At 44.6% G+C, this 19,216-nt stretch carries 21 protein-coding genes; 20 read left to right on the top strand and 1 reads right to left on the bottom strand.

The features are described 5' to 3' along the window. Window positions 1-77: 77 nt before the first annotated feature. The 7 genes from queA to R7F64_RS20095 all read left to right on the top strand — a co-directional run bounded on the left by queA (window position 78) and on the right by R7F64_RS20095 (window position 6,795). Window positions 78-1,130, top strand: coding sequence for a tRNA preQ1(34) S-adenosylmethionine ribosyltransferase-isomerase QueA (queA, locus tag R7F64_RS20125; protein ID WP_047102150.1), 1,053 nt, complete (start codon window positions 78-80; stop codon window positions 1,128-1,130). 147 nt (window positions 1,131-1,277) lie between these two features. Then, entirely contained in the window at window positions 1,278-2,414 is a 1,137-nt protein-coding gene (gene tgt, locus R7F64_RS20120; RefSeq protein WP_005381727.1) for a tRNA guanosine(34) transglycosylase Tgt, read from the top strand. Window positions 2,415-2,591: 177 nt separating this feature from the next. Further along, on the top strand, window positions 2,592-2,921 hold the full coding sequence (gene yajC, locus R7F64_RS20115; protein ID WP_005381725.1) for a preprotein translocase subunit YajC: 330 nt from the start codon (window positions 2,592-2,594) through the stop codon (window positions 2,919-2,921). 21 nt (window positions 2,922-2,942) lie between these two features. After that, complete coding sequence (gene secD / locus R7F64_RS20110) at window positions 2,943-4,799, top strand: protein translocase subunit SecD (protein ID WP_080960089.1); 1,857 nt, start codon at window positions 2,943-2,945, stop codon at window positions 4,797-4,799. Window positions 4,800-4,813: 14 nt separating this feature from the next. After that, window positions 4,814-5,761: a protein translocase subunit SecF gene (gene secF / locus R7F64_RS20105; protein ID WP_005383689.1), complete on the top strand. Its 948-nt coding sequence runs from the start codon at window positions 4,814-4,816 to the stop codon at window positions 5,759-5,761. Window positions 5,762-5,925: 164 nt separating this feature from the next. Beyond that, window positions 5,926-6,342, top strand: a complete 417-nt coding sequence (locus tag R7F64_RS20100) for a hypothetical protein (RefSeq protein ID WP_017633921.1) — start codon at window positions 5,926-5,928, stop codon at window positions 6,340-6,342. 141 nt (window positions 6,343-6,483) lie between these two features. Next, on the top strand, window positions 6,484-6,795 hold the full coding sequence (locus R7F64_RS20095) for a hypothetical protein (RefSeq protein ID WP_017633920.1): 312 nt from the start codon (window positions 6,484-6,486) through the stop codon (window positions 6,793-6,795). A gap of 70 nt (window positions 6,796-6,865) precedes the next feature. Here R7F64_RS20095 and suhB read toward each other — a convergent pair whose 3' ends face one another. Continuing rightward, complete coding sequence (gene suhB, locus R7F64_RS20090) at window positions 6,866-7,669, bottom strand: inositol-1-monophosphatase (protein WP_005381722.1); 804 nt, start codon at window positions 7,667-7,669, stop codon at window positions 6,866-6,868. Window positions 7,670-7,900: 231 nt separating this feature from the next. Between suhB and trmJ the strand changes: the two genes are divergently transcribed. The 13 genes from trmJ (at window position 7,901) to rodZ (ending at window position 19,216) form a co-directional block, all read left to right on the top strand. Beyond that, on the top strand, window positions 7,901-8,620 hold the full coding sequence (trmJ, locus tag R7F64_RS20085) for a tRNA (cytosine(32)/uridine(32)-2'-O)-methyltransferase TrmJ (RefSeq protein WP_017633919.1): 720 nt from the start codon (window positions 7,901-7,903) through the stop codon (window positions 8,618-8,620). Between the two features lie 125 nt (window positions 8,621-8,745). After that, complete coding sequence (iscR, locus tag R7F64_RS20080; protein WP_005381720.1) at window positions 8,746-9,252, top strand: Fe-S cluster assembly transcriptional regulator IscR; 507 nt, start codon at window positions 8,746-8,748, stop codon at window positions 9,250-9,252. 28 nt (window positions 9,253-9,280) lie between these two features. Then, window positions 9,281-10,495: an IscS subfamily cysteine desulfurase gene (locus R7F64_RS20075; RefSeq protein ID WP_005381719.1), complete on the top strand. Its 1,215-nt coding sequence runs from the start codon at window positions 9,281-9,283 to the stop codon at window positions 10,493-10,495. A 38-nt stretch (window positions 10,496-10,533) separates the two neighbouring features. Continuing rightward, window positions 10,534-10,917 (top strand): Fe-S cluster assembly scaffold IscU, encoded by a 384-nt coding sequence (gene iscU, locus R7F64_RS20070; RefSeq protein ID WP_005381718.1) that lies wholly within the window; start codon window positions 10,534-10,536, stop codon window positions 10,915-10,917. A gap of 70 nt (window positions 10,918-10,987) precedes the next feature. Then, window positions 10,988-11,311: an iron-sulfur cluster assembly protein IscA gene (iscA, locus tag R7F64_RS20065; RefSeq protein WP_005381717.1), complete on the top strand. Its 324-nt coding sequence runs from the start codon at window positions 10,988-10,990 to the stop codon at window positions 11,309-11,311. Between the two features lie 55 nt (window positions 11,312-11,366). Further along, window positions 11,367-11,882: a co-chaperone HscB gene (gene hscB, locus R7F64_RS20060; RefSeq protein WP_005381716.1), complete on the top strand. Its 516-nt coding sequence runs from the start codon at window positions 11,367-11,369 to the stop codon at window positions 11,880-11,882. A gap of 21 nt (window positions 11,883-11,903) precedes the next feature. Next, window positions 11,904-13,757 (top strand): Fe-S protein assembly chaperone HscA, encoded by a 1,854-nt coding sequence (gene hscA, locus R7F64_RS20055; RefSeq protein WP_005383703.1) that lies wholly within the window; start codon window positions 11,904-11,906, stop codon window positions 13,755-13,757. A 13-nt stretch (window positions 13,758-13,770) separates the two neighbouring features. After that, a complete protein-coding gene (gene fdx / locus R7F64_RS20050) occupies window positions 13,771-14,109 on the top strand; it encodes an ISC system 2Fe-2S type ferredoxin (protein ID WP_005381713.1) in 339 nt (112 codons plus the stop codon). A 44-nt stretch (window positions 14,110-14,153) separates the two neighbouring features. Continuing rightward, window positions 14,154-14,348: a Fe-S cluster assembly protein IscX gene (gene iscX, locus R7F64_RS20045; protein WP_005381711.1), complete on the top strand. Its 195-nt coding sequence runs from the start codon at window positions 14,154-14,156 to the stop codon at window positions 14,346-14,348. Window positions 14,349-14,509: 161 nt separating this feature from the next. Further along, window positions 14,510-15,808 carry an aminopeptidase PepB gene (gene pepB / locus R7F64_RS20040; RefSeq protein ID WP_005381709.1) on the top strand — a complete coding sequence of 433 codons (1,299 nt, stop codon included), beginning with the start codon at window positions 14,510-14,512 and terminating at the stop codon, window positions 15,806-15,808. Between the two features lie 95 nt (window positions 15,809-15,903). Next, complete coding sequence (gene ndk / locus R7F64_RS20035) at window positions 15,904-16,329, top strand: nucleoside-diphosphate kinase (protein WP_005381702.1); 426 nt, start codon at window positions 15,904-15,906, stop codon at window positions 16,327-16,329. A 373-nt stretch (window positions 16,330-16,702) separates the two neighbouring features. After that, window positions 16,703-17,830, top strand: coding sequence for a bifunctional tRNA (adenosine(37)-C2)-methyltransferase TrmG/ribosomal RNA large subunit methyltransferase RlmN (locus R7F64_RS20030; RefSeq protein ID WP_017633913.1), 1,128 nt, complete (start codon window positions 16,703-16,705; stop codon window positions 17,828-17,830). Between the two features lie 435 nt (window positions 17,831-18,265). After that, the gene (rodZ, locus tag R7F64_RS20025) at window positions 18,266-19,216 is read left to right on the top strand and encodes a cytoskeleton protein RodZ (protein WP_005383707.1); all 951 of its coding nucleotides are present in this window, start codon (window positions 18,266-18,268) and stop codon (window positions 19,214-19,216) included.

The raw sequence follows: 19,216 nt of genomic DNA, 5'->3' as shown, positions 1-19,216 counted from the left end.
ACTAGTCTGCTGCGAAAAACTCGTCGCAATTTTATCGTCGCCTAGACGTGATTTGACCAATAGATAAGACAAGTAACATGCAAGTATCAGATTTCCATTTCGACCTTCCAGATGAACTCATCGCTCGCTACCCTCAACCAGAGCGTACCGCTAGCCGACTGCTGCAAATGGACGGCAATACCGGAGAGCTCATTGATGGCACATTTATTGATGTATTGGGCCAAGTTCAACCCGGTGACTTAGTGGTGTTTAATAATACTCGTGTTATTCCTGCTCGTCTTTTTGGCCGCAAGGAGTCGGGCGGTAAATTAGAAGTGCTAGTGGAGCGCATGTTGGATGAGAAAAGCATCCTCGCGCACGTTCGTTGCTCTAAATCACCAAAACCAGGTACAACCATTATTGTTGGCGAGAATGATGAATATTCAGCAGAAATGGTTGCACGCCATGATGCTTTATTTGAACTGAAATTTAGTTCTGATAAGACGGTACTAGAAATTCTGGAAGAAATCGGCCATATGCCGCTTCCTCCTTACATCGACCGTCCAGACGAAGATGCAGATAAAGAGCGTTACCAAACGGTATATAATCAAAAGCCAGGTGCGGTTGCGGCACCGACGGCGGGCCTTCACTTTGATGATGTTCTCTTGGAGAAAATCAAAGCGAAAGGTGCAGAGTTTGCTTACGTTACTTTGCACGTTGGGGCGGGTACATTCCAGCCAGTAAAAGTGGAAAATATCAACGATCACCACATGCATGCCGAGTACGTAGAAGTACCACAAGAAGTCGTCGAAGCAATTAAAGCGGCGAAAGCGCGTGGCGGACGAATTATTGCTGTTGGTACAACATCTGTGCGTTCACTTGAAAGTGCAGCGCAAGACGCATTGCAAAAAGGGACTGAGCTGGCCCCATTCTTTGGCGATACAGAAATCTTTATTTTCCCTGGTTACGAATATCAGTTGGTGGATTGCTTGATCACAAACTTCCACTTGCCTGAATCAACACTGATCATGTTGGTGAGTGCATTTGCTGGATACGAGAACACCATGAATGCTTACAAACATGCGGTGGAAAACAAATACCGTTTCTTCTCGTATGGCGATTCAATGTTCATCAAGAAGAAAACGGCGTAGTTAAAAATAGATTTACGAGTGCTAGCAGTAAGCTAGGAAATAAAGCATCCATTGCTTTGTCTCTCGCAAGGAAAAGCGACCGCTCCTTAAAGTAGGGTAGAGCCCTAAACACTCAGTCAGACTGTTTCTCTGACACCCGGAGGCATCGTGAAATTAAAATTCGATCTTAAGAAGAAAAACGGCAATGCACGTCGTGGTCAACTGACTTTCGAACGCGGCACTGTTCAAACTCCTGCGTTCATGCCAGTAGGTACTTACGGTACCGTTAAAGGTATGACACCAGAAGAAGTAAAAGGTACTGGTGCAGAAATTCTGCTAGGTAATACGTTCCACCTGTGGCTACGTCCTGGTCAAGAAGTGATGAAAATGCACGGTGACCTGCACGATTTTATGAACTGGCACGGTCCTATTCTTACTGATTCAGGCGGCTTCCAAGTATTCAGCCTTGGTAAGATGCGTACGATCACTGAAGAGGGTGTTCACTTTCGTAACCCAGTAAACGGTGACAAGATTTTCATGGACGCAGAAAAGTCGATGGAAATTCAAAAAGACCTGGGCTCTGACATCGTTATGATTTTTGACGAGTGTACGCCTTACCCAGCGACACACGATGAAGCGAAGAAATCGATGGAAATGTCATTACGCTGGGCACAGCGTTCACGTGACCACTTCGAGAAGCTAGAAAACCCGAACAACCTATTTGGTATTGTCCAAGGTGGTGTTTACGAAGATTTACGTGATGTGTCGGTAAAAGGTCTAACGGAAATCGGTTTTGACGGTTACGCGGTTGGTGGTTTGGCAGTAGGTGAGCCTAAAGAAGACATGCACCGTATTCTTGAGCATACTTGTCCTCAACTTCCTGAAGACAAACCTCGCTACTTGATGGGCGTAGGTAAGCCAGAAGACTTGGTTGAAGGTGTTCGTCGTGGTATCGACATGTTTGACTGTGTAATGCCAACGCGTAACGCACGTAATGGTCACTTATTTGTGACTGGTGGTGTGATCAAGATCCGTAATGCGAAACATAAAACGGATACAACACCATTGGATCCGCATTGTGACTGTTACACTTGTCAAAACTACAGCAAGTCGTACCTTCACCATTTAGAGCGTTGTAATGAAATCTTAGGCGCTCGCTTGAATACAATCCATAACCTGCGTTACTACCAGCGTCTGATGGAAAGCATTCGTAAAGCAATTGATGAAGATCGCTTCGATGAATTTGTTACTGAGTTCTATGAGCGTCGTGGCCGTGAAGTGCCACCACTAGCAAAAGAGCAGTAATTGAAAAACTAAAAGAATTAAAGCCTTTGGCATGTCGCCAGAGGCTTTTGCTAATAAAGTAGGCTAACGCACGTTATTTTTGAGAGAGCGATCTCTATTAGTTACTCTCAGACTTGAATCTAAAATGCGAAAGCCCAATTTGTTTGATTATCAATAAAATATAATGAGGATGTTTTAATGTTTATTTCTCAGGCTCACGCAGCAGCAGAAGGCGCGCCAGCAGGCGGTGGTTTTGAAATGCTAATCATGCTTGGCATGTTCGCAGTGATCTTTTACTTCATGATTTACCGTCCACAAGCGAAACGCGTAAAAGAACACAAAAACCTAATGGCTTCTATGGGCAAAGGCGACGAAGTTTTAACTAGCGGTGGCCTAGTGGGTAAAATCACTAAGATTGCTGAAGACAATGACTACATTTCAATTGAGCTTAACGCGAACAATGAAGTAGTAATCAAGAAAGACTTCATCACTGCAGTGCTACCAAAAGGTACGCTTAAGTCTCTATAAAACAGCTAAAGGATCCTCGCTGTGCTAAACCGTTATCCATTATGGAAGTACTTGATGGTGCTTTTTGCCATCATCACCGCTGCGTTATACGCACTTCCAAATATCTACGGTGAAGATCCGGCTATTCAAGTTACAGGGGCGCGTGGCGCCTCTGTAGATATGTCAACGCTGGATGCTGTCACTACTGCTCTTAACAAAGAGCAACTTTCTCATAAATCCATTGCTCTCGAAGATGGATCAATTCTTGTTCGTTTTAACGACACTGACACACAAATCAGTGCTCGTGATGTCATCAGCGAAGCGCTAGGCAAAGACACAATTGTTGCACTTAACCTTGCACCTTCTACACCCGATTGGCTAGAAGCGATTGGCGCGTCACCATTGAAGCTAGGTCTTGACCTTCGCGGTGGTGTTCACTTCTTAATGGAAGTGGATATGGATGCAGCGATGGAAAAGCTTATTGGTCAACAAGAAGAAGCTTTCCGTAGCGAACTTCGTGACGCCAAGATTCGTTACCGTGCAATCCGCCCTTCTGGAAAAGAAGCGGTAGAAGTGTTGTTGCGTAACGAAGAGCAATTAGCAGAAGCGAAAGCAACGCTAGAAAAGAATCACCCGGACATGATTTTTGTCGATTCTGATTCAAATGGCCGTTACGCTCTTACTGCAACCTTTACTGAGCAACGTTTACAAGAGATCCGTAACTATGCTGTTGAGCAAAACATTACGATTTTACGTAATCGTGTCAACGAACTAGGTGTTGCGGAACCATTGGTTCAACGTCAAGGTGCTAGTCGCATTGTAGTTGAACTGCCTGGTGTTCAAGACACTGCTCGTGCAAAAGAAATTCTCGGAGCTACGGCAACGCTTGAATTCCGTGAAGTTGATGATAAAGCTGACCTATCGGCAGCGGCAAATGGTCGTGCGCCAGCAGGTAGTGAAATCAAGATGGACCGTGATGGTCGCCCAGTTGTGCTTAAGAAGCGCGTTATTCTTGGCGGTCAAAGCATCACAGATGCAAGCTCAAGTGTTGATGAATATGGTCGTCCACAAGTTAACATCTCGCTAGACAGCGAAGGTGGTAATAAGATGTCTGCGTTCTCTAAGAAGAACATTGGTAAGCTAATGGCTACCGTGTTTGCAGAATACAAAGACAGTGGCCGTCGTACGCCTGAAGGCAAAGTTATTCTGGATAAGCATGAAGAAGTCATCAACCAAGCAACGATTCAATCGGCTCTTGGTCGTAACTTCCGTATCACAGGTATCGACTCTGCTGCAGAAGCACACAACCTAGCACTTTTACTACGTGCTGGTGCACTGATTGCACCTATCTCTATCGTTGAAGAACGTACCATTGGTCCATCAATGGGCCAGCAAAACATCGATATGGGTATCCAAGCATGTATCTGGGGTATGGTTGCCGTAATGCTATTTACGCTGCTTTACTACCGCGGCTTTGGTTTGATTGCAAACATTGCTCTAATGGCAAACTTAGTGCTTATCATTGGTGTTATGTCGATGATTCCAGGCGCTACCATGACGCTTCCGGGGATAGCCGGTATCGTGTTAACAGTCGGTATGGCAGTTGATGCGAACGTACTGATCTTCGAGCGTATCCGTGAAGAAATTCGTGATGGACGTAGTCCACAACAAGCGATTCACCAAGGTTACGCGAATGCATTCAGCACGATTGCTGATGCGAACATCACAACACTAATTACTGCAATCATTCTATTTGCGGTCGGTACAGGTGCGGTGAAAGGTTTCGCAGTTACTCTATCTATCGGTATCTTAACTTCAATGTTCACCGCCATTATTGGTACACGTTGTATCGTGAACCTGATCTACGGTGGCAAACGCGTTGATAAATTGTCGATCTAAGGCTGGGAATTAATATGTTTCAAATTCTAAAAGCAGAGAAGACGATCGGCTTTATGCGTTGGTCGAAAGTAGCATTCGTTTTTTCAATTATAATGATTGCTGCTTCTATCTTCACTTTGTCAACCAAGTGGCTTAATTGGGGTCTAGATTTCACTGGCGGTACTCTTATCGAGGTCGGTTTTGAACAGCCAGCAAACCTTGAAGAGATTCGTGCAGCACTAGATTCAAAAGGCTTTGGCGATGCGACAGTACAAAACTTCGGTAGTGCTCGTGAAGTCATGGTTCGTCTTCGTCCACGTGATGACGTTTCTGGTGAAACGCTAGGTAACCAAATCATTGGTGCTATCAAAGATGGTACTGGCGAAAGCGTAGAAATGCGTCGTATTGAGTTCGTAGGTCCCAACGTTGGTGATGAGCTAACAGAAGCTGGTGGTCTAGCGATCTTGGTATCGCTGATCTGTATTCTGCTTTATGTATCGATGCGATTTGAATGGCGTCTAGCGGCTGGTGCGGTAATGGCATTGGCTCACGATATAATTATCACGCTAGGTGTCTTCTCGTTTCTACAAATTGAAGTTGACCTGACTATCGTAGCTGCGCTACTGACGGTTGTGGGCTACTCACTCAACGATACCATCGTTGTATTTGACCGGATTCGTGAAAACTTCCGTAAGATGCGTAAGGGTGAACCTTCAGACATTATGGACGCCTCAATCACTCAAACGTTGAGCCGTACATTGATTACATCTGGTACGACGTTGTTCGTGGTAATTGCACTGTTCATGCAGGGTGGTGCTATGATTCACGGCTTTGCAACCGCACTTTTACTCGGTATCACTGTAGGTACTTACTCTTCTATCTACGTAGCATCAGCACTGGCTCTAAAACTGGGTATCCAGAAAGAGCACTTGATGCCACCTCAAGTAGAAAAAGAGGGTGCAGAGTTCGACGAAATGCCATAAGGCAGATTGAGAACCGAAAACAAAAACCGCTGAACAATCAGCGGTTTTTTTATGCCTGATAGATTTGAAAGTTTCATTTTTTTTTGAGGTACTTCCAGCTTGAATTGTAGTTTTTTGATTGAGTTGAATATCGGAAGTATGTTCAACAATTTCGGGAGGAAATAATGTCAAGGCAAGCTGAAATAAAAGTACAGTTACTGAAGTTTGTAGAGATTTCTTACAAGCACAATAAAGGTGTTACCACCAAGCTAGTTACTGGAGGGAAAAGGTTCAAGTTAGCAGTTGATGAGTCAGGTAAAGTAACTTTATCTGGTGAGCTTGGATTTACTAAGTTTGAAGTTTCAAAAGAAATGGTTGAAGAGCTGGGCATAAAATTAAAAGCCGTTTCTGTTACTTTTAAAACTACTCGTGATGGTGTTTTGACATACAGTGGGAGTGTTTCTCTTTTTGGTGTTGTTTCCTTTGGAGTTACTGGGCAGGTAAATGTCCGTGAGCTTTTAGAGCAGTGCGAGTGGGGGCTTTGTAAGTACAGATTTAAGCCGAGTAAAATTGATCAAGCGCTCCGTGAAGCTGGGGTTTAGTTGGTTATGCTAAATAGAATTCTACCTATTCCGGTTTTACTAAGTGTTTCAACGCCCTGCATCGCAAGTCCACTCCACGATACTTACCTTGATATACGTAATAATTTATACAAGATGCAGTATATAGAGGTGGTAGAAGCTATGGCAGGACCAAATCTATCGATTGAAGAGCTGAACAGTATTAAGTCTCACCCAATAAAATTTGGTCATCAATTTCCATTTTTATCATCTATCCCATCAAGTTTGGTTACAGAGCTGTCTTACTTTGAAGAGTACAGTGAGGATGGAGGAGTTGGATGTCTTTCTGTAAACGGCTTTGGTGATGTATACCAGCCAGTCACGGTTTCGCTGCAGTTTTTAATGAAGGAACAAATATGGAAGGTTAAGCACGTAAAAATAGACCACTTATCTGACTACGACCGTTTCTACAAACAGGCTGATTGTTCGAAATAAAAAAGCCCCGCTCAATGAGCGGGGCTTTCTAAAGTCATCAGCGTGACGGGCTATATATGACTTTCAAATCTTACTTAAGGATCGCGCTGTTACCGTTTTCGCGGATGTGCTTAAGGATAGATTTTACGCCACGAGCGCTTGAAGCAACGATGTTACCAGACTTCATGTAGTCAGTGCCGCCAGCAAAGTCTGTTAGGATTGCGCCAGCTTCACGAGCAATAAGCTCACCTGCTGCCATATCCCAAGGTTTTAGGCCTAGCTCGAAGTAACCATCAACACGGCCAGCAGCCACGTAACAAAGGTCAAGAGCAGCAGAGCCGCTACGACGGAAATCAGCACATTCAGTGAATAGCGCACCAACGATCTTGATGTAAGACTCAGCGTGTTGTTTCTGCTTGAATGGGAAGCCTGTTGCTAGAACAGTACCTTGAAGGTCTTTTAGTTGAGCAACACGAATACGTGCACTGTTTAGTTGAGCGCCGGCACCGCGTTGTGCAGTGAATAGCTCGTTTTGCATTGGATCGTAAACACAAGCAACTTCAGTTTTGCCCTTAATACGAACAGCGATAGAAACCGCGAAAGTTGGGTAACCTTTTACAAAGTTAGTGGTGCCATCCAGTGGGTCGATGATCCATTGTACGTCTTTATCTTTACCTTCGATAAGACCTTGTTCTTCAGCAACGATACAGTGCTCAGGGTAAGACTGCTTGATAGTATCGATGATGATGTATTCTGCTTCTTTGTCTACGTTAGTGACAAAGTCATTAGTGCCTTTAAGAGTAGATTCTACTTTATCAGTGTTTTCTAATGATTTAGCAATATGATTGCCTGCCTTTCGCGCAGCGCGAATAGCAATGTTTAGCATTGGATGCATACGAATTTCCCAACGGATGTTAAAGAACAAATGAAAGCGGCGGCGAGTATACCAGAGATAATCAAAAAGGGAAGTGGTTATTTTTTACTCTAATTGCGGCCGGCTGAGTGTACAGATCATACTGCGGACGAGAACAATAACCAAGAATGAGAAGAGAGGTCTGCTTGCCTCTAGGGTGTCTTAAAAAACTATGATAACATTCTGCGGTTTTAATTTAGGTAGCAAACACAGATGTTGGATCAAGTAAAAATTGTACTCGTAGGTACCTCTCATTCAGGCAATATTGGCTCAGCAGCTCGAGCAATGAAAGTGATGGGTTTAAACCAACTAGTATTAGTCGATCCACAATGTGAAGTGGATGAACAAACTCTTGCTTTAGCTGCGGGTGCTGGTGATATTGCTCAAAATGCAAAGATTGTCGGCACATTAGAAGAAGCGGTTGAAGATTGTGGCCTTGTTGTGGGTTCTAGCGCCCGCTCTCGTACATTAGAATGGCCAATGCTCGAGCCACGTGAATGCGGTGAGAAATTTGCAGTTGAAGGCCGAAAGCATCCGGTTGCGCTCGTGTTTGGCCGAGAAAGAACTGGTTTGACAAACGAAGAGCTACAAAAGTGCCACTACCATGTTTGTATTCCCGCTAATCCTGAGTACAGCTCGCTTAACCTAGCGATGGCTGTACAAACTCTCAGTTACGAAGTGCGAGTTGCACACTTGAACTTAGAGCAAAGCCAGTTTTCCCCAAATGAATCGGAAGAATACCCGCGTCATCGAGAACTCGAATTGTTCTTCGAGCATCTTGAAAAGGTGATGGTTGAGACCCAGTTTATTAACAAAGAGCAACCTGGACAGGTGATGAATAAGTTGCGCCGTTTGTTCTCTCGTGCTCGACCAGAAACCCAAGAACTTAATATTCTACGAGGCGTTTTGACTTCGATAGAAAAGAAGTTCTGAGTGAATAATAACCACTTTAGATGTGAGGATGAATACCTGAGTAAAATGGTCAAATAAATACTTGACCAAATTACTCAGGTATGGAAAAATCTTAACCATTACAAACCATGTGGATACGGTGTGGTATGAAACTTACATCTAAAGGAAGATATGCGGTGACAGCCATGCTGGATGTGGCACTGCATTCGCAACAAAACCCTGTACCTCTGGCTGATATTTCAGAGCGTCAAGGGATCTCGCTCTCTTACTTAGAGCAGCTATTTTCAAAATTGCGTAAAGCAGGTCTCGTTGCCAGCGTTCGTGGTCCTGGTGGTGGTTACCGACTTGGTGCCGACGCTCACAGTATCGCTATTGGTACCGTGATTGCTGCCGTTGATGAGTCAGTAGATGCAACCAAATGCCAAGGTAAAGGAGATTGCCAAGGTGGAACACGTTGCCTTACTCACACGCTGTGGCGTGACCTAAGCTCTCGCATTAGTGACTTTTTGAATAACATCACTCTTGGTGAGTTGATGACAGACAATGAAGTACTCGAAATTTCTGATCGTCAGGACATTGATCTGGCGGTAACCCATGGGCTATCAAACAAAAATACAACCGCCGCGCCCATCGGTGTAAACGTCCGCTCTTAGCGGTCAGCTTTTTACATTGGAGTAGAGAATGAAACTGCCGATTTATCTTGATTATTCCGCTACATGTCCAGTTGATCCACGTGTTGCTGAAAAAATGGTTCAGTACATGACAATGGATGGCACATTTGGCAACCCAGCGTCACGTTCGCACCGTTACGGCTGGCAGGCAGAAGAAGCGGTCGATACTGCTCGTGAGCAAATTGCTGACCTTCTAAATGCAGATCCTCGCGAAATCGTATTTACATCTGGTGCGACAGAATCAGACAACCTTGCGATTAAAGGTGCAGCGCACTTTTACTCGAAGAAAGGCAAGCACGTAATCACTTGTAAAACAGAGCACAAAGCCGTTCTTGACCCATGTCGTCAACTTGAGCGTGAAGGCTTTGAAGTGACTTACCTTGAGCCAGAATCAAATGGCTTGATCGATCTAGAGAAGCTTAGAGCAGCCATGCGTGATGACACCGTGCTTGTGTCTATTATGCATGTAAACAACGAGATTGGTGTGGTTCAAGACATTACAGCGATCGGCGAACTGTGCCGTGAGCGTAAAATTGTTTTCCACGTGGACGCTGCGCAATCTGCAGGTAAATTACCAATCGACGTTCAAGAGATGAAAGTTGATCTAATTTCACTTTCTGCTCACAAAGTTTACGGTCCTAAAGGTATCGGTGCACTTTACGTACGTCGTAAGCCTCGTATTCGTCTTGAAGCGCAAATGCACGGTGGCGGTCATGAGCGTGGTTTCCGCTCTGGTACACTACCTACTCACCAAATCGTAGGCATGGGTGAAGCATTCCGCATTGCAAAAGAAGACATGCAAAAAGATTACGATCATGCTTTAGCGCTTCGTAACCGTCTTTTTGATGGCGTGAAAGACTTAGAAGCAGTGACGGTAAACGGTGACTTTGAGCAGCGTGTACCACACAACCTAAACATCAGTTTCGCATTCGTAGAAGGTGAATCACTACTAATGTCGCTTAAAGATCTAGCGGTATCTTCTGGTAGTGCTTGTACGTCTGCAAGCCTTGAGCCTTCTTACGTTCTTCGTGCCCTAGGCATGGATGACGAATTGGCTCACAGCTCGGTTCGTTTCTCGTTTGGTCGTTTCACGACTGAAGAAGAAATTGATTACGCAATTGAACAAATCCGCGTTGCAGTGACTAAGCTACGCGACATGTCTCCTCTATGGGATATGTACAAAGAAGGGATTGATTTGAGCACTGTTGAATGGGCTCACCATTAATCTCAGGGATTGAAATAGAGGATTCGAGGTAATTTATCATGGCATACAGCGAAAAAGTAATTGATCACTACGAGAACCCACGTAACGTTGGTTCATTCGATAAAGAAGATCCATCAGTAGGTAGCGGCATGGTTGGCGCTCCTGCGTGTGGTGACGTAATGAAGCTTCAAATCAAAGTGACACCTGAAGGTATCATCGAAGATGCGAAGTTCAAAACATACGGTTGTGGTAGTGCAATCGCATCAAGCTCACTAGTAACTGAGTGGGTAAAAGGTAAGTCAGTTGATGAAGCGGCAGCAATTAAAAACTCTGAGATTGCTGAAGAGCTAGAGCTTCCACCAGTGAAAGTTCACTGTTCTATTCTTGCTGAAGATGCAATCAAAGCAGCGGTTGCTGACTACAAGAAAAAACACCAAGAATAATTATTCCGTAATATAATGGGAGCTTTGACGCTCCCATTCCAATCGAAATTTAGACAGACTAAGGTGCAGTATGGCCATCACAATGACAGAATCAGCGGCAAGTCGCGTAAGAGCATTCCTAGATAACCGAGGCAAAGGTATCGGTTTACGTCTTGGAGTGAAGACGACTGGCTGTTCCGGCATGGCATACGTACTTGAGTTTGTTGATGAGCTCAATGAAGAAGACGAAGTATTTGAACTCTCTGGAGTGAAAATTATCATCGATCAAAAGAGCTTAGTGTACCTAGATGGTACTGAATTGGATTACGTGAAAGAAGGGTTGAATGAAGGTTTTGAATTCAACAACCCTAACGCGAAAAGTGAATGTGGTTGTGGTGAAAGCTTCAACGTCTAATTGATTGTCCTTCTGGGCAAACGAGTCCGGAAGGCTTTACTAGGACCCGAACTTAATGAATCACTTTGAATTATTTGGGCTACCAAGTCAGTTTAAGCTGGATGGTAGCCTTCTTTCTTCTCAGTTCCGAGAACTACAAAAACGCTTCCACCCGGATAACTTTGCAACGGGCTCAGAACGTGACCGTTTGATGGCGGTGCAAAAGGCGGCGCAAATCAACGATGCCTATCAAGTTCTGAAAAATCCTATTTCTCGCGCCGAGTATATCCTCGCAGAGCAAGGTGTTGAGATCCGAGGTGAACAGCAAACAATGCAAGATCCGATGTTCTTAATGGAGCAAATGGAACTGCGCGAAGAACTGGAAGAGATTGCTGACAAGTCCGATCCTGAATCGGCGCTTTTTGACTTCGACTCTAAGGTCAGCAAAATGTACAAACAGCATCTGGCAAGCGTCGAGCAAGAGCTTGATGATGGTCTATGGACTGAAGCCGCAGACCGAGTTCGTAAGCTAAAATTCATTGCCAAACTAAAGAACGAAATTGAGCTAGTCGAAGACAAACTCCTCGGCTAGTAAGCGTGACAAGGACCTATCATGGCACTACTTCAAATCGCAGAACCGGGCCAAAGCTCGGCACCTCATGAGCATAAGTTAGCAGCGGGTATCGACTTAGGTACTACCAACTCTTTGGTTGCTTCTGTACGTAGCGGCGATGCAACTCCACTTGCGGACGAGCAGGGCCGTACTATTTTACCTTCAGTCGTTAATTACGCTGAGGAAACGTTAACGGTCGGCCACGAAGCCAAAGCCAAAGCAGAGTTTGAACCAGAGAACACGATTATCTCTGTAAAACGTTTGATCGGTCGTTCATTAAAGGACATTAAGTCCCGTTACTCTTCACTTCCTTATCGTTTTAAAGAGAGTGAAAATGGCCTGCCAATTCTGCAAACACCTCAAGGTGACAAAAACCCGATTGAAGTATCTGCGGACATCCTAAAAGTATTGGGTAAGCGAGCTGAAGATACGTTAGGTGGTGAGTTAGCTGGTGTCGTTATTACCGTTCCTGCTTACTTTGATGACGCGCAACGTGCAGGTACAAAAGATGCGGCGAAATTAGCTGGTCTTCATGTTCTCCGTCTACTTAATGAACCAACCGCTGCGGCAATTGCTTATGGCCTAGACTCTGGTCAAGAAGGTGTGATTGCGGTTTACGATCTAGGTGGCGGTACTTTTGATATCTCTATCCTACGTTTATCGAAAGGCGTATTTGAAGTATTAGCAACAGGTGGCGACTCTGCATTAGGCGGTGACGACTTCGACCATCTATTTGCCGATTATTTAATGGAGCAAGCGGGTCTAGAAGCTCCGCTTTCTGCAGAAAAGAACCGTACACTGTTGAACATTGCTACTGAAGCTAAGATTGCTTTCTCTGAGCAAGACAGTGTTGACGTTGACGTTTTTGGTTGGAAAGGCACCGTGACTCGCGAGCAGTTCGAAGATCTGATTCGTCCGCTAGTGAAGAAAACCCTGATGTCTTGCCGCCGTGCGCTGAAAGATGCGGATGTAGATGCGGAAGATGTACTTGAAGTAGTCATGGTCGGTGGCTCAACACGCACATTGCTTGTACGAGAAATGGTTGGCGAATTCTTTGGCCGTACACCACTGACAAGCATTAACCCAGATGAAGTCGTCGCAATCGGTGCGGGTATTCAAGCTGATATTCTCGCGGGTAACAAACCTGACTCTGAAATGTTGCTTCTTGATGTGATTCCACTGTCGCTCGGTATTGAAACCATGGGTGGTTTGGTCGAGAAGATCATCCCCCGCAACACTACGATTCCCGTTGCGCGTGCGCAAGAATTTACCACATTCAAAGATGGCCAAACGGCGATGAGTGTTCATGTGGTACAAGGTGAACGTGAAATGGTTGATGACTGTCGTTCACTTGCTCGCTTCTCGTTAAAAGGTATTCCTCCGATGGCAGCGGGTGCGGCACATATTCGCGTGACTTACCAAGTTGACGCTGATGGCCTTCTTTCTGTTACGGCAATGGAGAAGAGCACTGGTGTTCAATCAGAGATTCAAGTAAAACCTTCTTACGGCTTAAGTGACAATGAAGTGGCGGATATGTTGCGTGATTCAATGACGCACGCAAAAGAAGACATGCAAGCTCGTGCCTTAGCTGAACAGCGTGTTGAAGCCGACCGAGTGATAGAAGGTTTGATTGCAGCGATGCAAGCTGATGGTGATGACTTACTATCAGAACAAGAGAAACAAAACTTGATTAAAGCCATCGAAGCCTTGATTGAGCTGCGTAATGGTGATGATGCAGATGCGATAGAGCAGGGCATTAAAGATACCGATAAAGCGAGCCAAGATTTCGCATCACGCCGTATGGATAAATCGATTCGAGCTGCGTTGTCAGGTCAATCAGTAGACGATATATAAGAGATAAGTAGTTATGCCTAAGATTATTGTATTACCACACGACGATTTGTGCCCAGAAGGTGCAGTGTTGGAAGCAAACTCTGGTGACACCGTTCTAGACGTAGCGCTAAAAAACGGTATCGGTATTGAACATGCGTGTGAGAAGTCATGTGCGTGTACTACCTGCCACGTAATCATCCGTGAAGGTTTTGATTCACTTGAAGAAAGTGAAGAACTAGAAGACGACATGCTAGATAAAGCGTGGGGTCTAGAGCCTGAGTCACGCCTAGGGTGTCAGGCGAGAATTGCTGATGAAGACTTGGTGGTAGAAATTCCTAAATACACACTAAACCACGCTTCAGAAGATCACTAAAACTATCTTCCCAATATAGGGAAGAAGCAAAAGGAAGATGAGCAATGAAATGGACAGATTCTCGCGATATCGCGATTGAACTTTGTGACAAGTTTCCAGATGTCGATCCAAAAACAGTGCGTTTTACCGATCTTCATCAATGGATCATGGAGTTAGATGAGTTTGACGATGAGCCAAACCGTTCTAATGAAAAGATTCTAGAAGCCGTTATCATGTGCTGGATGGACGAAGCGGACTAAGTCTGTAAAACACAGCCTAGTTAACAATTCTTACTAAAAAAAGCGGACCTTTAGGTCCGTTTTTTTATCCAATTGACATTTTTGCCCTACATAATGCTAACATCCGTGAGTTATTAAAAAGAAGCAGCGTAGGCAACGCTGCTATAAGACAAGGAGAAACCATGTCTACACAGATGTCTGTATTTTTAAGTCAAGAGTCGGCAGCACCACATTGGGGTGAAAAAGCACTGCTTTCATTCGCTGAAAACGGCGCAACTATTCACTTAGGTGAAGGTCATGATCTCGGCGCAATTCAACGTGCAGCTCGTCAGCTAGATGGCCAAGGAATTCGTTCTATTTTTCTTTCTGGTGATAACTGGGATCTAGAGAGCGTATGGGCTTTCCACCAAGGGTTCCGTAACCCTAAAAAACATGGCTCAGTTGAGTGGGCAGCATTGTCTGATGAAGATCAAGCAGAGCTTCAAGCTCGTATTACTTCGACTGATTTTACCCGCGATATTATCAACAAAACGGCAGAAGAAGTTGCTCCTCGTCAGCTAGCGACAATGGCTGCTGAATTCATCAAATCTGTTGCGCCGAAAGGCACTGTGACAGCACGTATCGTCAAAGACAAAGACTTGTTGGCAGAAGGTTGGGAAGGTATTTACGCAGTAGGCCGTGGTTCTGAGCGTACTTCTGCGATGCTTCAGTTAGACTACAACCCAACTGGTGACGAAAACGCACCTGTATTCGCATGTCTTGTGGGTAAAGGCATCACCTTTGATTCCGGTGGTTACAGCTTGAAGCCTTCTACCTTCATGAGTGCAATGAAAGCAGATATGGGTGGCTCGGGTACTATCACTGGTGGCCTAGGATTAGCTATCCTACGCGGTTTAAACAAGCGCGTAAAACTGATCTTGTGTTGTGCTGAGAACATGGTTTCTGGCCGTGCCCTTAAGCTTGGCGACATCATCACTTACAAAAACGGCAAAACCGTTGAGATTATGAATACCGACGCGGAAGGTCGCTTGGTGCTTGCAGACGGTCTTATCTACGCCAGTGAGCAAAAGCCTGAGTTAATCATTGACTGCGCGACGCTAACAGGCGCAGCGAAGAATGCGTTAGGTAACGATTACCATGCGCTAATGAGCTTTGATGATGAGCTATCGCATCAAGCGCTTACGGCGGCAAACCAGGAAAAAGAAGGCTTGTGGCCGCTACCACTTGCTGATTTCCATCGAGAAATGCTGCCATCTAATTTTGCCGATTTATCGAATATCAGCTCTGGTGATTATTCTCCGGGTGCAAGTACTGCAGCTGCGTTCTTATCTTACTTCGTTGAGGACTACAAAAAAGGCTGGTTACATTTCGACTGTGCGGGTACGTATCGTAAAGCCGCTTCTGATAAATGGGCTGCGGGAGCAACGGGTATGGGTGTTCGTACACTTGCTCGTTTCCTCAATGAGCAAGCTGGAAAATAAGATTGATTGCAGCACTCTCTTGTTTGAGTGCTGCTCTTACCCAGTAAGTCACTTTAAAAGCACAACTATTATTACAAGTACAGAAAGGAAATTTTATGGCTCTAGAAAGAACATTTTCAATCATTAAGCCTGATGCTGTAGAGCGAAACCTAATTGGTGAAATCTACAATCGTATTGAAAAGGCTGGCCTACGTATCATCGCTGCCAAAATGGTTCACCTGACAGAAGATCAGGCAAGCGGCTTTTATGCAGAGCATGAAGGTAAAGAGTTTTTCCCTCCTCTAAAAGAGTTCATGACATCTGGTCCTATTATGGTTCAGGTATTGGAAGGCGAAAATGCGATTGCACGTTACCGCGAGCTAATGGGTAAAACCAACCCAGAGGACGCGGCATGTGGCACTTTGCGTGCTGATTACGCACTCAGCATGCGTCACAATTCAGTTCATGGTTCCGATAGCCCTGAGTCTGCCGCTCGTGAAATTGAGTTTTTCTTCCCTGAATCAGAAGTTTTCTCTCGCTAACTCGTTCATGCATCACTTTTGCGTGATGATCTAGTTCGTAACAACCTCGGATTTGTCCGAGGTTTTTTATTCCGCGTTCTCCATTTCACCGGCGAGTTCATTCGTAATTATTCTCGAAGACGTTGGCTAATCTGAGCATCTTACAGGGGGGAAAGCTTAGTTAAGTGTGTTTGTTCTCACTGTTTTCTCTGTATCACTTCTACGCTTTTGCTGTCGGTTGTCTAATCATTATTCTCACCGTAAAGTCTGATTAAAATTTAATCGTTTTTATTTTAATGCCTTAGCAAACTCAGGGTCTTACACCCCTTGTTGTAGCTGCATAAAGGCTGTACAATTCGCGCCCTTATTCTTGTTTCAGTCATTGAGAGGCAACATGACCACTGAAAAAATCAATCTACTCGACTTTGATCGCAAAGGCATGCGTCAGTTTTTCGCGGAAGAACTTGGCGAGAAAGCGTTTCGTGCCGATCAGGTTATGAAGTGGATCTACCATTTCGGTGTAGATGACTTCGAAAAAATGACAAACATCAACAAGAAGCTGCGCGAAAAGCTTTTACACAAGTGTGAAATTAAAGCACCAACTGTAGCAGAAGCTCAGCATTCTTCAGACGGCACGATCAAGTGGGCAATGAAGGTTGGTGATCAGGATGTAGAAACGGTTTACATTCCAGAAGATGATCGCGCAACGCTTTGTGTATCTTCTCAAGTAGGTTGTGCATTGGAATGTAAGTTCTGCTCAACAGCACAGCAGGGCTTTAACCGTAACTTGAAAGTTTCAGAGATCATCGGTCAGGTGTGGCGTGCTGCACGTGAAATTGGTCTTGAGAAAGAAACAGGCCGTCGCCCAATTACGAACGTCGTGATGATGGGCATGGGTGAGCCGCTTCTTAATATGAAGAACTTGATTCCTGCATTGGAGTTAATGCTGGATGACCTTGGCTTTGGTTTGTCGAAGCGTCGCGTAACCGTATCAACATCAGGTGTCGTTTCTGGTCTTGATCAGATGACGGGCAAAATCGACGTTGCGTTAGCGATCTCTCTTCATGCGCCAAACGATAAGCTGCGTAGTGAAATCATGCCAATTAACGATCGTTGGGATATTCAAGATTTCCTAGCATCCGTTCGTCGTTACATTGCTTCATCGAATGCAAACCGTGGCAAGGTAACAGTCGAGTACGTGTTGCTTGATCATGTGAACGATGACATGGACCATGCTCGTGAACTGGCTGAATTGATGAAAGACACACCATGTAAGATTAACTTGATTCCGTTTAACCCGTACCCAGGTTCACCTTACAAGAAACCAAGTAACTCACGTATTGATCGCTTCCAAAAAACATTGATGCAATACGAGCACACAGTTACGGTTCGTAAAACACGTGGTGATGACATTGATGCCGCATGTGGTCAGTTGGTCGGTGATGTAATTGACCGAACTAAACGTACGGCAATGCTGAAAGCGTCACGCGGTGCCGATACCATTGAAGTGAAAGCTGTATAAACGACCGGAATTCAAAAATAGCCAGAGCCATTCGCTCTGGCTATTTTGTTTATTGTTTAGGACATTTTCGCCAAGATTTGGGACTATCACTCTTCAACCTAAGGTTATTTGGGTATAATTTCGAATTCCTTTGTCAAAGTTTGGACAAAAGCTTGAGCTATCTGTTAGTTTGAGTGTAAAGAGTTTTTGTCTTCGTTGCGCATTCGCTTATCATGATATGTAACACTAACGATGACACCGATAATTCTCAGCACTTTCTCACATACGTTTTGCTGATTTTTGCAAAACGGGTATTCGCACTCAGATCGCTGAGAGTTTCTTAAAATTATTATTTTTGGTTAACGCGTTTTGGCTAGCTATCTTTAAAGAGGCTTAAGAACAATAACGAAAATACATGACCACGTTAGCCACTAAAACAGATTAAATACCGCCATTATGACAGAACACGAAAATACGAATGAAGTGCCACTCTCTATTGAAGCTGGCACATTACTGAAAAACAAACGTGAATCCTTGGGAATGAGCCAAAAGCAAGTTGCCGACCGCCTGAGGCTTCGCATTTCTGTGATTGAAGATATTGAAAATAACCGATTTGAATCTCAACAAGTCGCGACATTTACGCGTGGTTACTTACGCTCTTACGCTAAATTCGTAGGTCTTGATGAGAAGGTGGTTTTGACGGCGTTAGAGCAGACTGCCGATGCTCAGCCTCAAGAGCAAGAAATTGAAATGCAAAGCTTCTCTCGTAAAACAAAAGACGAGAAGCACAATAGCCGTATTATGCTCCTTACTTGGGTTATCGGGCTAGTCATTATTGGCATTTCAGCTGCATGGTGGTGGCAAAACCAACAAGAGAATAGCCTAACTAAGGAAGTAACGGATTCAAGTGTTGAAGCGCCGCAGCCCACTGCTCAAGAATTAGCTGATATCGATTTGATGACGGCTGAAGAGTTAATCGCAAGCACTCCTGAAGAAGTTGCTTCAACTAATGAAGGTGTTGCTGAATTGACTGAAGCACCCGTTGAGCAAGGGGCGGATCCTTTGCTGACTGAAACTGAAAATACAACAAGCGTAGATTCTGAAGAACCTGTTGCCGTGATTGAAGCGGCGGAAGAGGAACAGCCTGCGCCAGTAGTACCTGAAGGCATGACACTTCTTACTATGAAGTTTAAAGCGGACTGTTGGATTCAAGTAAAAGACACCAATGGTAAAACGCTGGTAAGTGGTACTCATAAGCCAGGACAAGATGTAGAACTTACCGGAAAAGCGCCATTTAAAGTGATATTAGGCGCACCGGAAGGGGTTACAATGACATTTGCAAGTGAACCTGTCGACCTTTCTGGGTATACTTCAGGCAAAGTAGCTAGATTCACTCTACCGTTATAA

Source organism: Vibrio sp. Vb1980 (assembly GCF_033338615.1).
GTDB lineage: Bacteria > Pseudomonadota > Gammaproteobacteria > Enterobacterales > Vibrionaceae > Vibrio > Vibrio alginolyticus.
This window is presented reverse-complemented; position numbering and strand designations above follow the sequence as displayed.

Bases quoted from the DNA above. Each gene is read 5' to 3' on its own strand.
- queA (WP_047102150.1), top strand. From the start codon at position 78: ATGCAAGTATCAGATTTCCATTTCGACCTTCCAGATGAACTCATCGCT.
- hscB (WP_005381716.1), top strand. From the start codon at position 11,367: ATGAATCACTTTGAATTATTTGGGCTACCAAGTCAGTTTAAGCTGGAT.
- hscA (WP_005383703.1), top strand. From the start codon at position 11,904: ATGGCACTACTTCAAATCGCAGAACCGGGCCAAAGCTCGGCACCTCAT.
- R7F64_RS20095 (WP_017633920.1), top strand. From the start codon at position 6,484: ATGGCAGGACCAAATCTATCGATTGAAGAGCTGAACAGTATTAAGTCT.
- iscR (WP_005381720.1), top strand. From the start codon at position 8,746: ATGAAACTTACATCTAAAGGAAGATATGCGGTGACAGCCATGCTGGAT.
- R7F64_RS20030 (WP_017633913.1), top strand. From the start codon at position 16,703: ATGACCACTGAAAAAATCAATCTACTCGACTTTGATCGCAAAGGCATG.
- R7F64_RS20100 (WP_017633921.1), top strand. From the start codon at position 5,926: ATGTCAAGGCAAGCTGAAATAAAAGTACAGTTACTGAAGTTTGTAGAG.
- fdx (WP_005381713.1), top strand. From the start codon at position 13,771: ATGCCTAAGATTATTGTATTACCACACGACGATTTGTGCCCAGAAGGT.
- iscA (WP_005381717.1), top strand. From the start codon at position 10,988: ATGGCCATCACAATGACAGAATCAGCGGCAAGTCGCGTAAGAGCATTC.
- iscX (WP_005381711.1), top strand. From the start codon at position 14,154: ATGAAATGGACAGATTCTCGCGATATCGCGATTGAACTTTGTGACAAG.
- suhB (WP_005381722.1), bottom strand. From the start codon at position 7,669: ATGCATCCAATGCTAAACATTGCTATTCGCGCTGCGCGAAAGGCAGGC.
- iscU (WP_005381718.1), top strand. From the start codon at position 10,534: ATGGCATACAGCGAAAAAGTAATTGATCACTACGAGAACCCACGTAAC.
- ndk (WP_005381702.1), top strand. From the start codon at position 15,904: ATGGCTCTAGAAAGAACATTTTCAATCATTAAGCCTGATGCTGTAGAG.
- trmJ (WP_017633919.1), top strand. From the start codon at position 7,901: ATGTTGGATCAAGTAAAAATTGTACTCGTAGGTACCTCTCATTCAGGC.
- yajC (WP_005381725.1), top strand. From the start codon at position 2,592: ATGTTTATTTCTCAGGCTCACGCAGCAGCAGAAGGCGCGCCAGCAGGC.
- rodZ (WP_005383707.1), top strand. From the start codon at position 18,266: ATGACAGAACACGAAAATACGAATGAAGTGCCACTCTCTATTGAAGCT.
- secF (WP_005383689.1), top strand. From the start codon at position 4,814: ATGTTTCAAATTCTAAAAGCAGAGAAGACGATCGGCTTTATGCGTTGG.
- pepB (WP_005381709.1), top strand. From the start codon at position 14,510: ATGTCTACACAGATGTCTGTATTTTTAAGTCAAGAGTCGGCAGCACCA.
- R7F64_RS20075 (WP_005381719.1), top strand. From the start codon at position 9,281: ATGAAACTGCCGATTTATCTTGATTATTCCGCTACATGTCCAGTTGAT.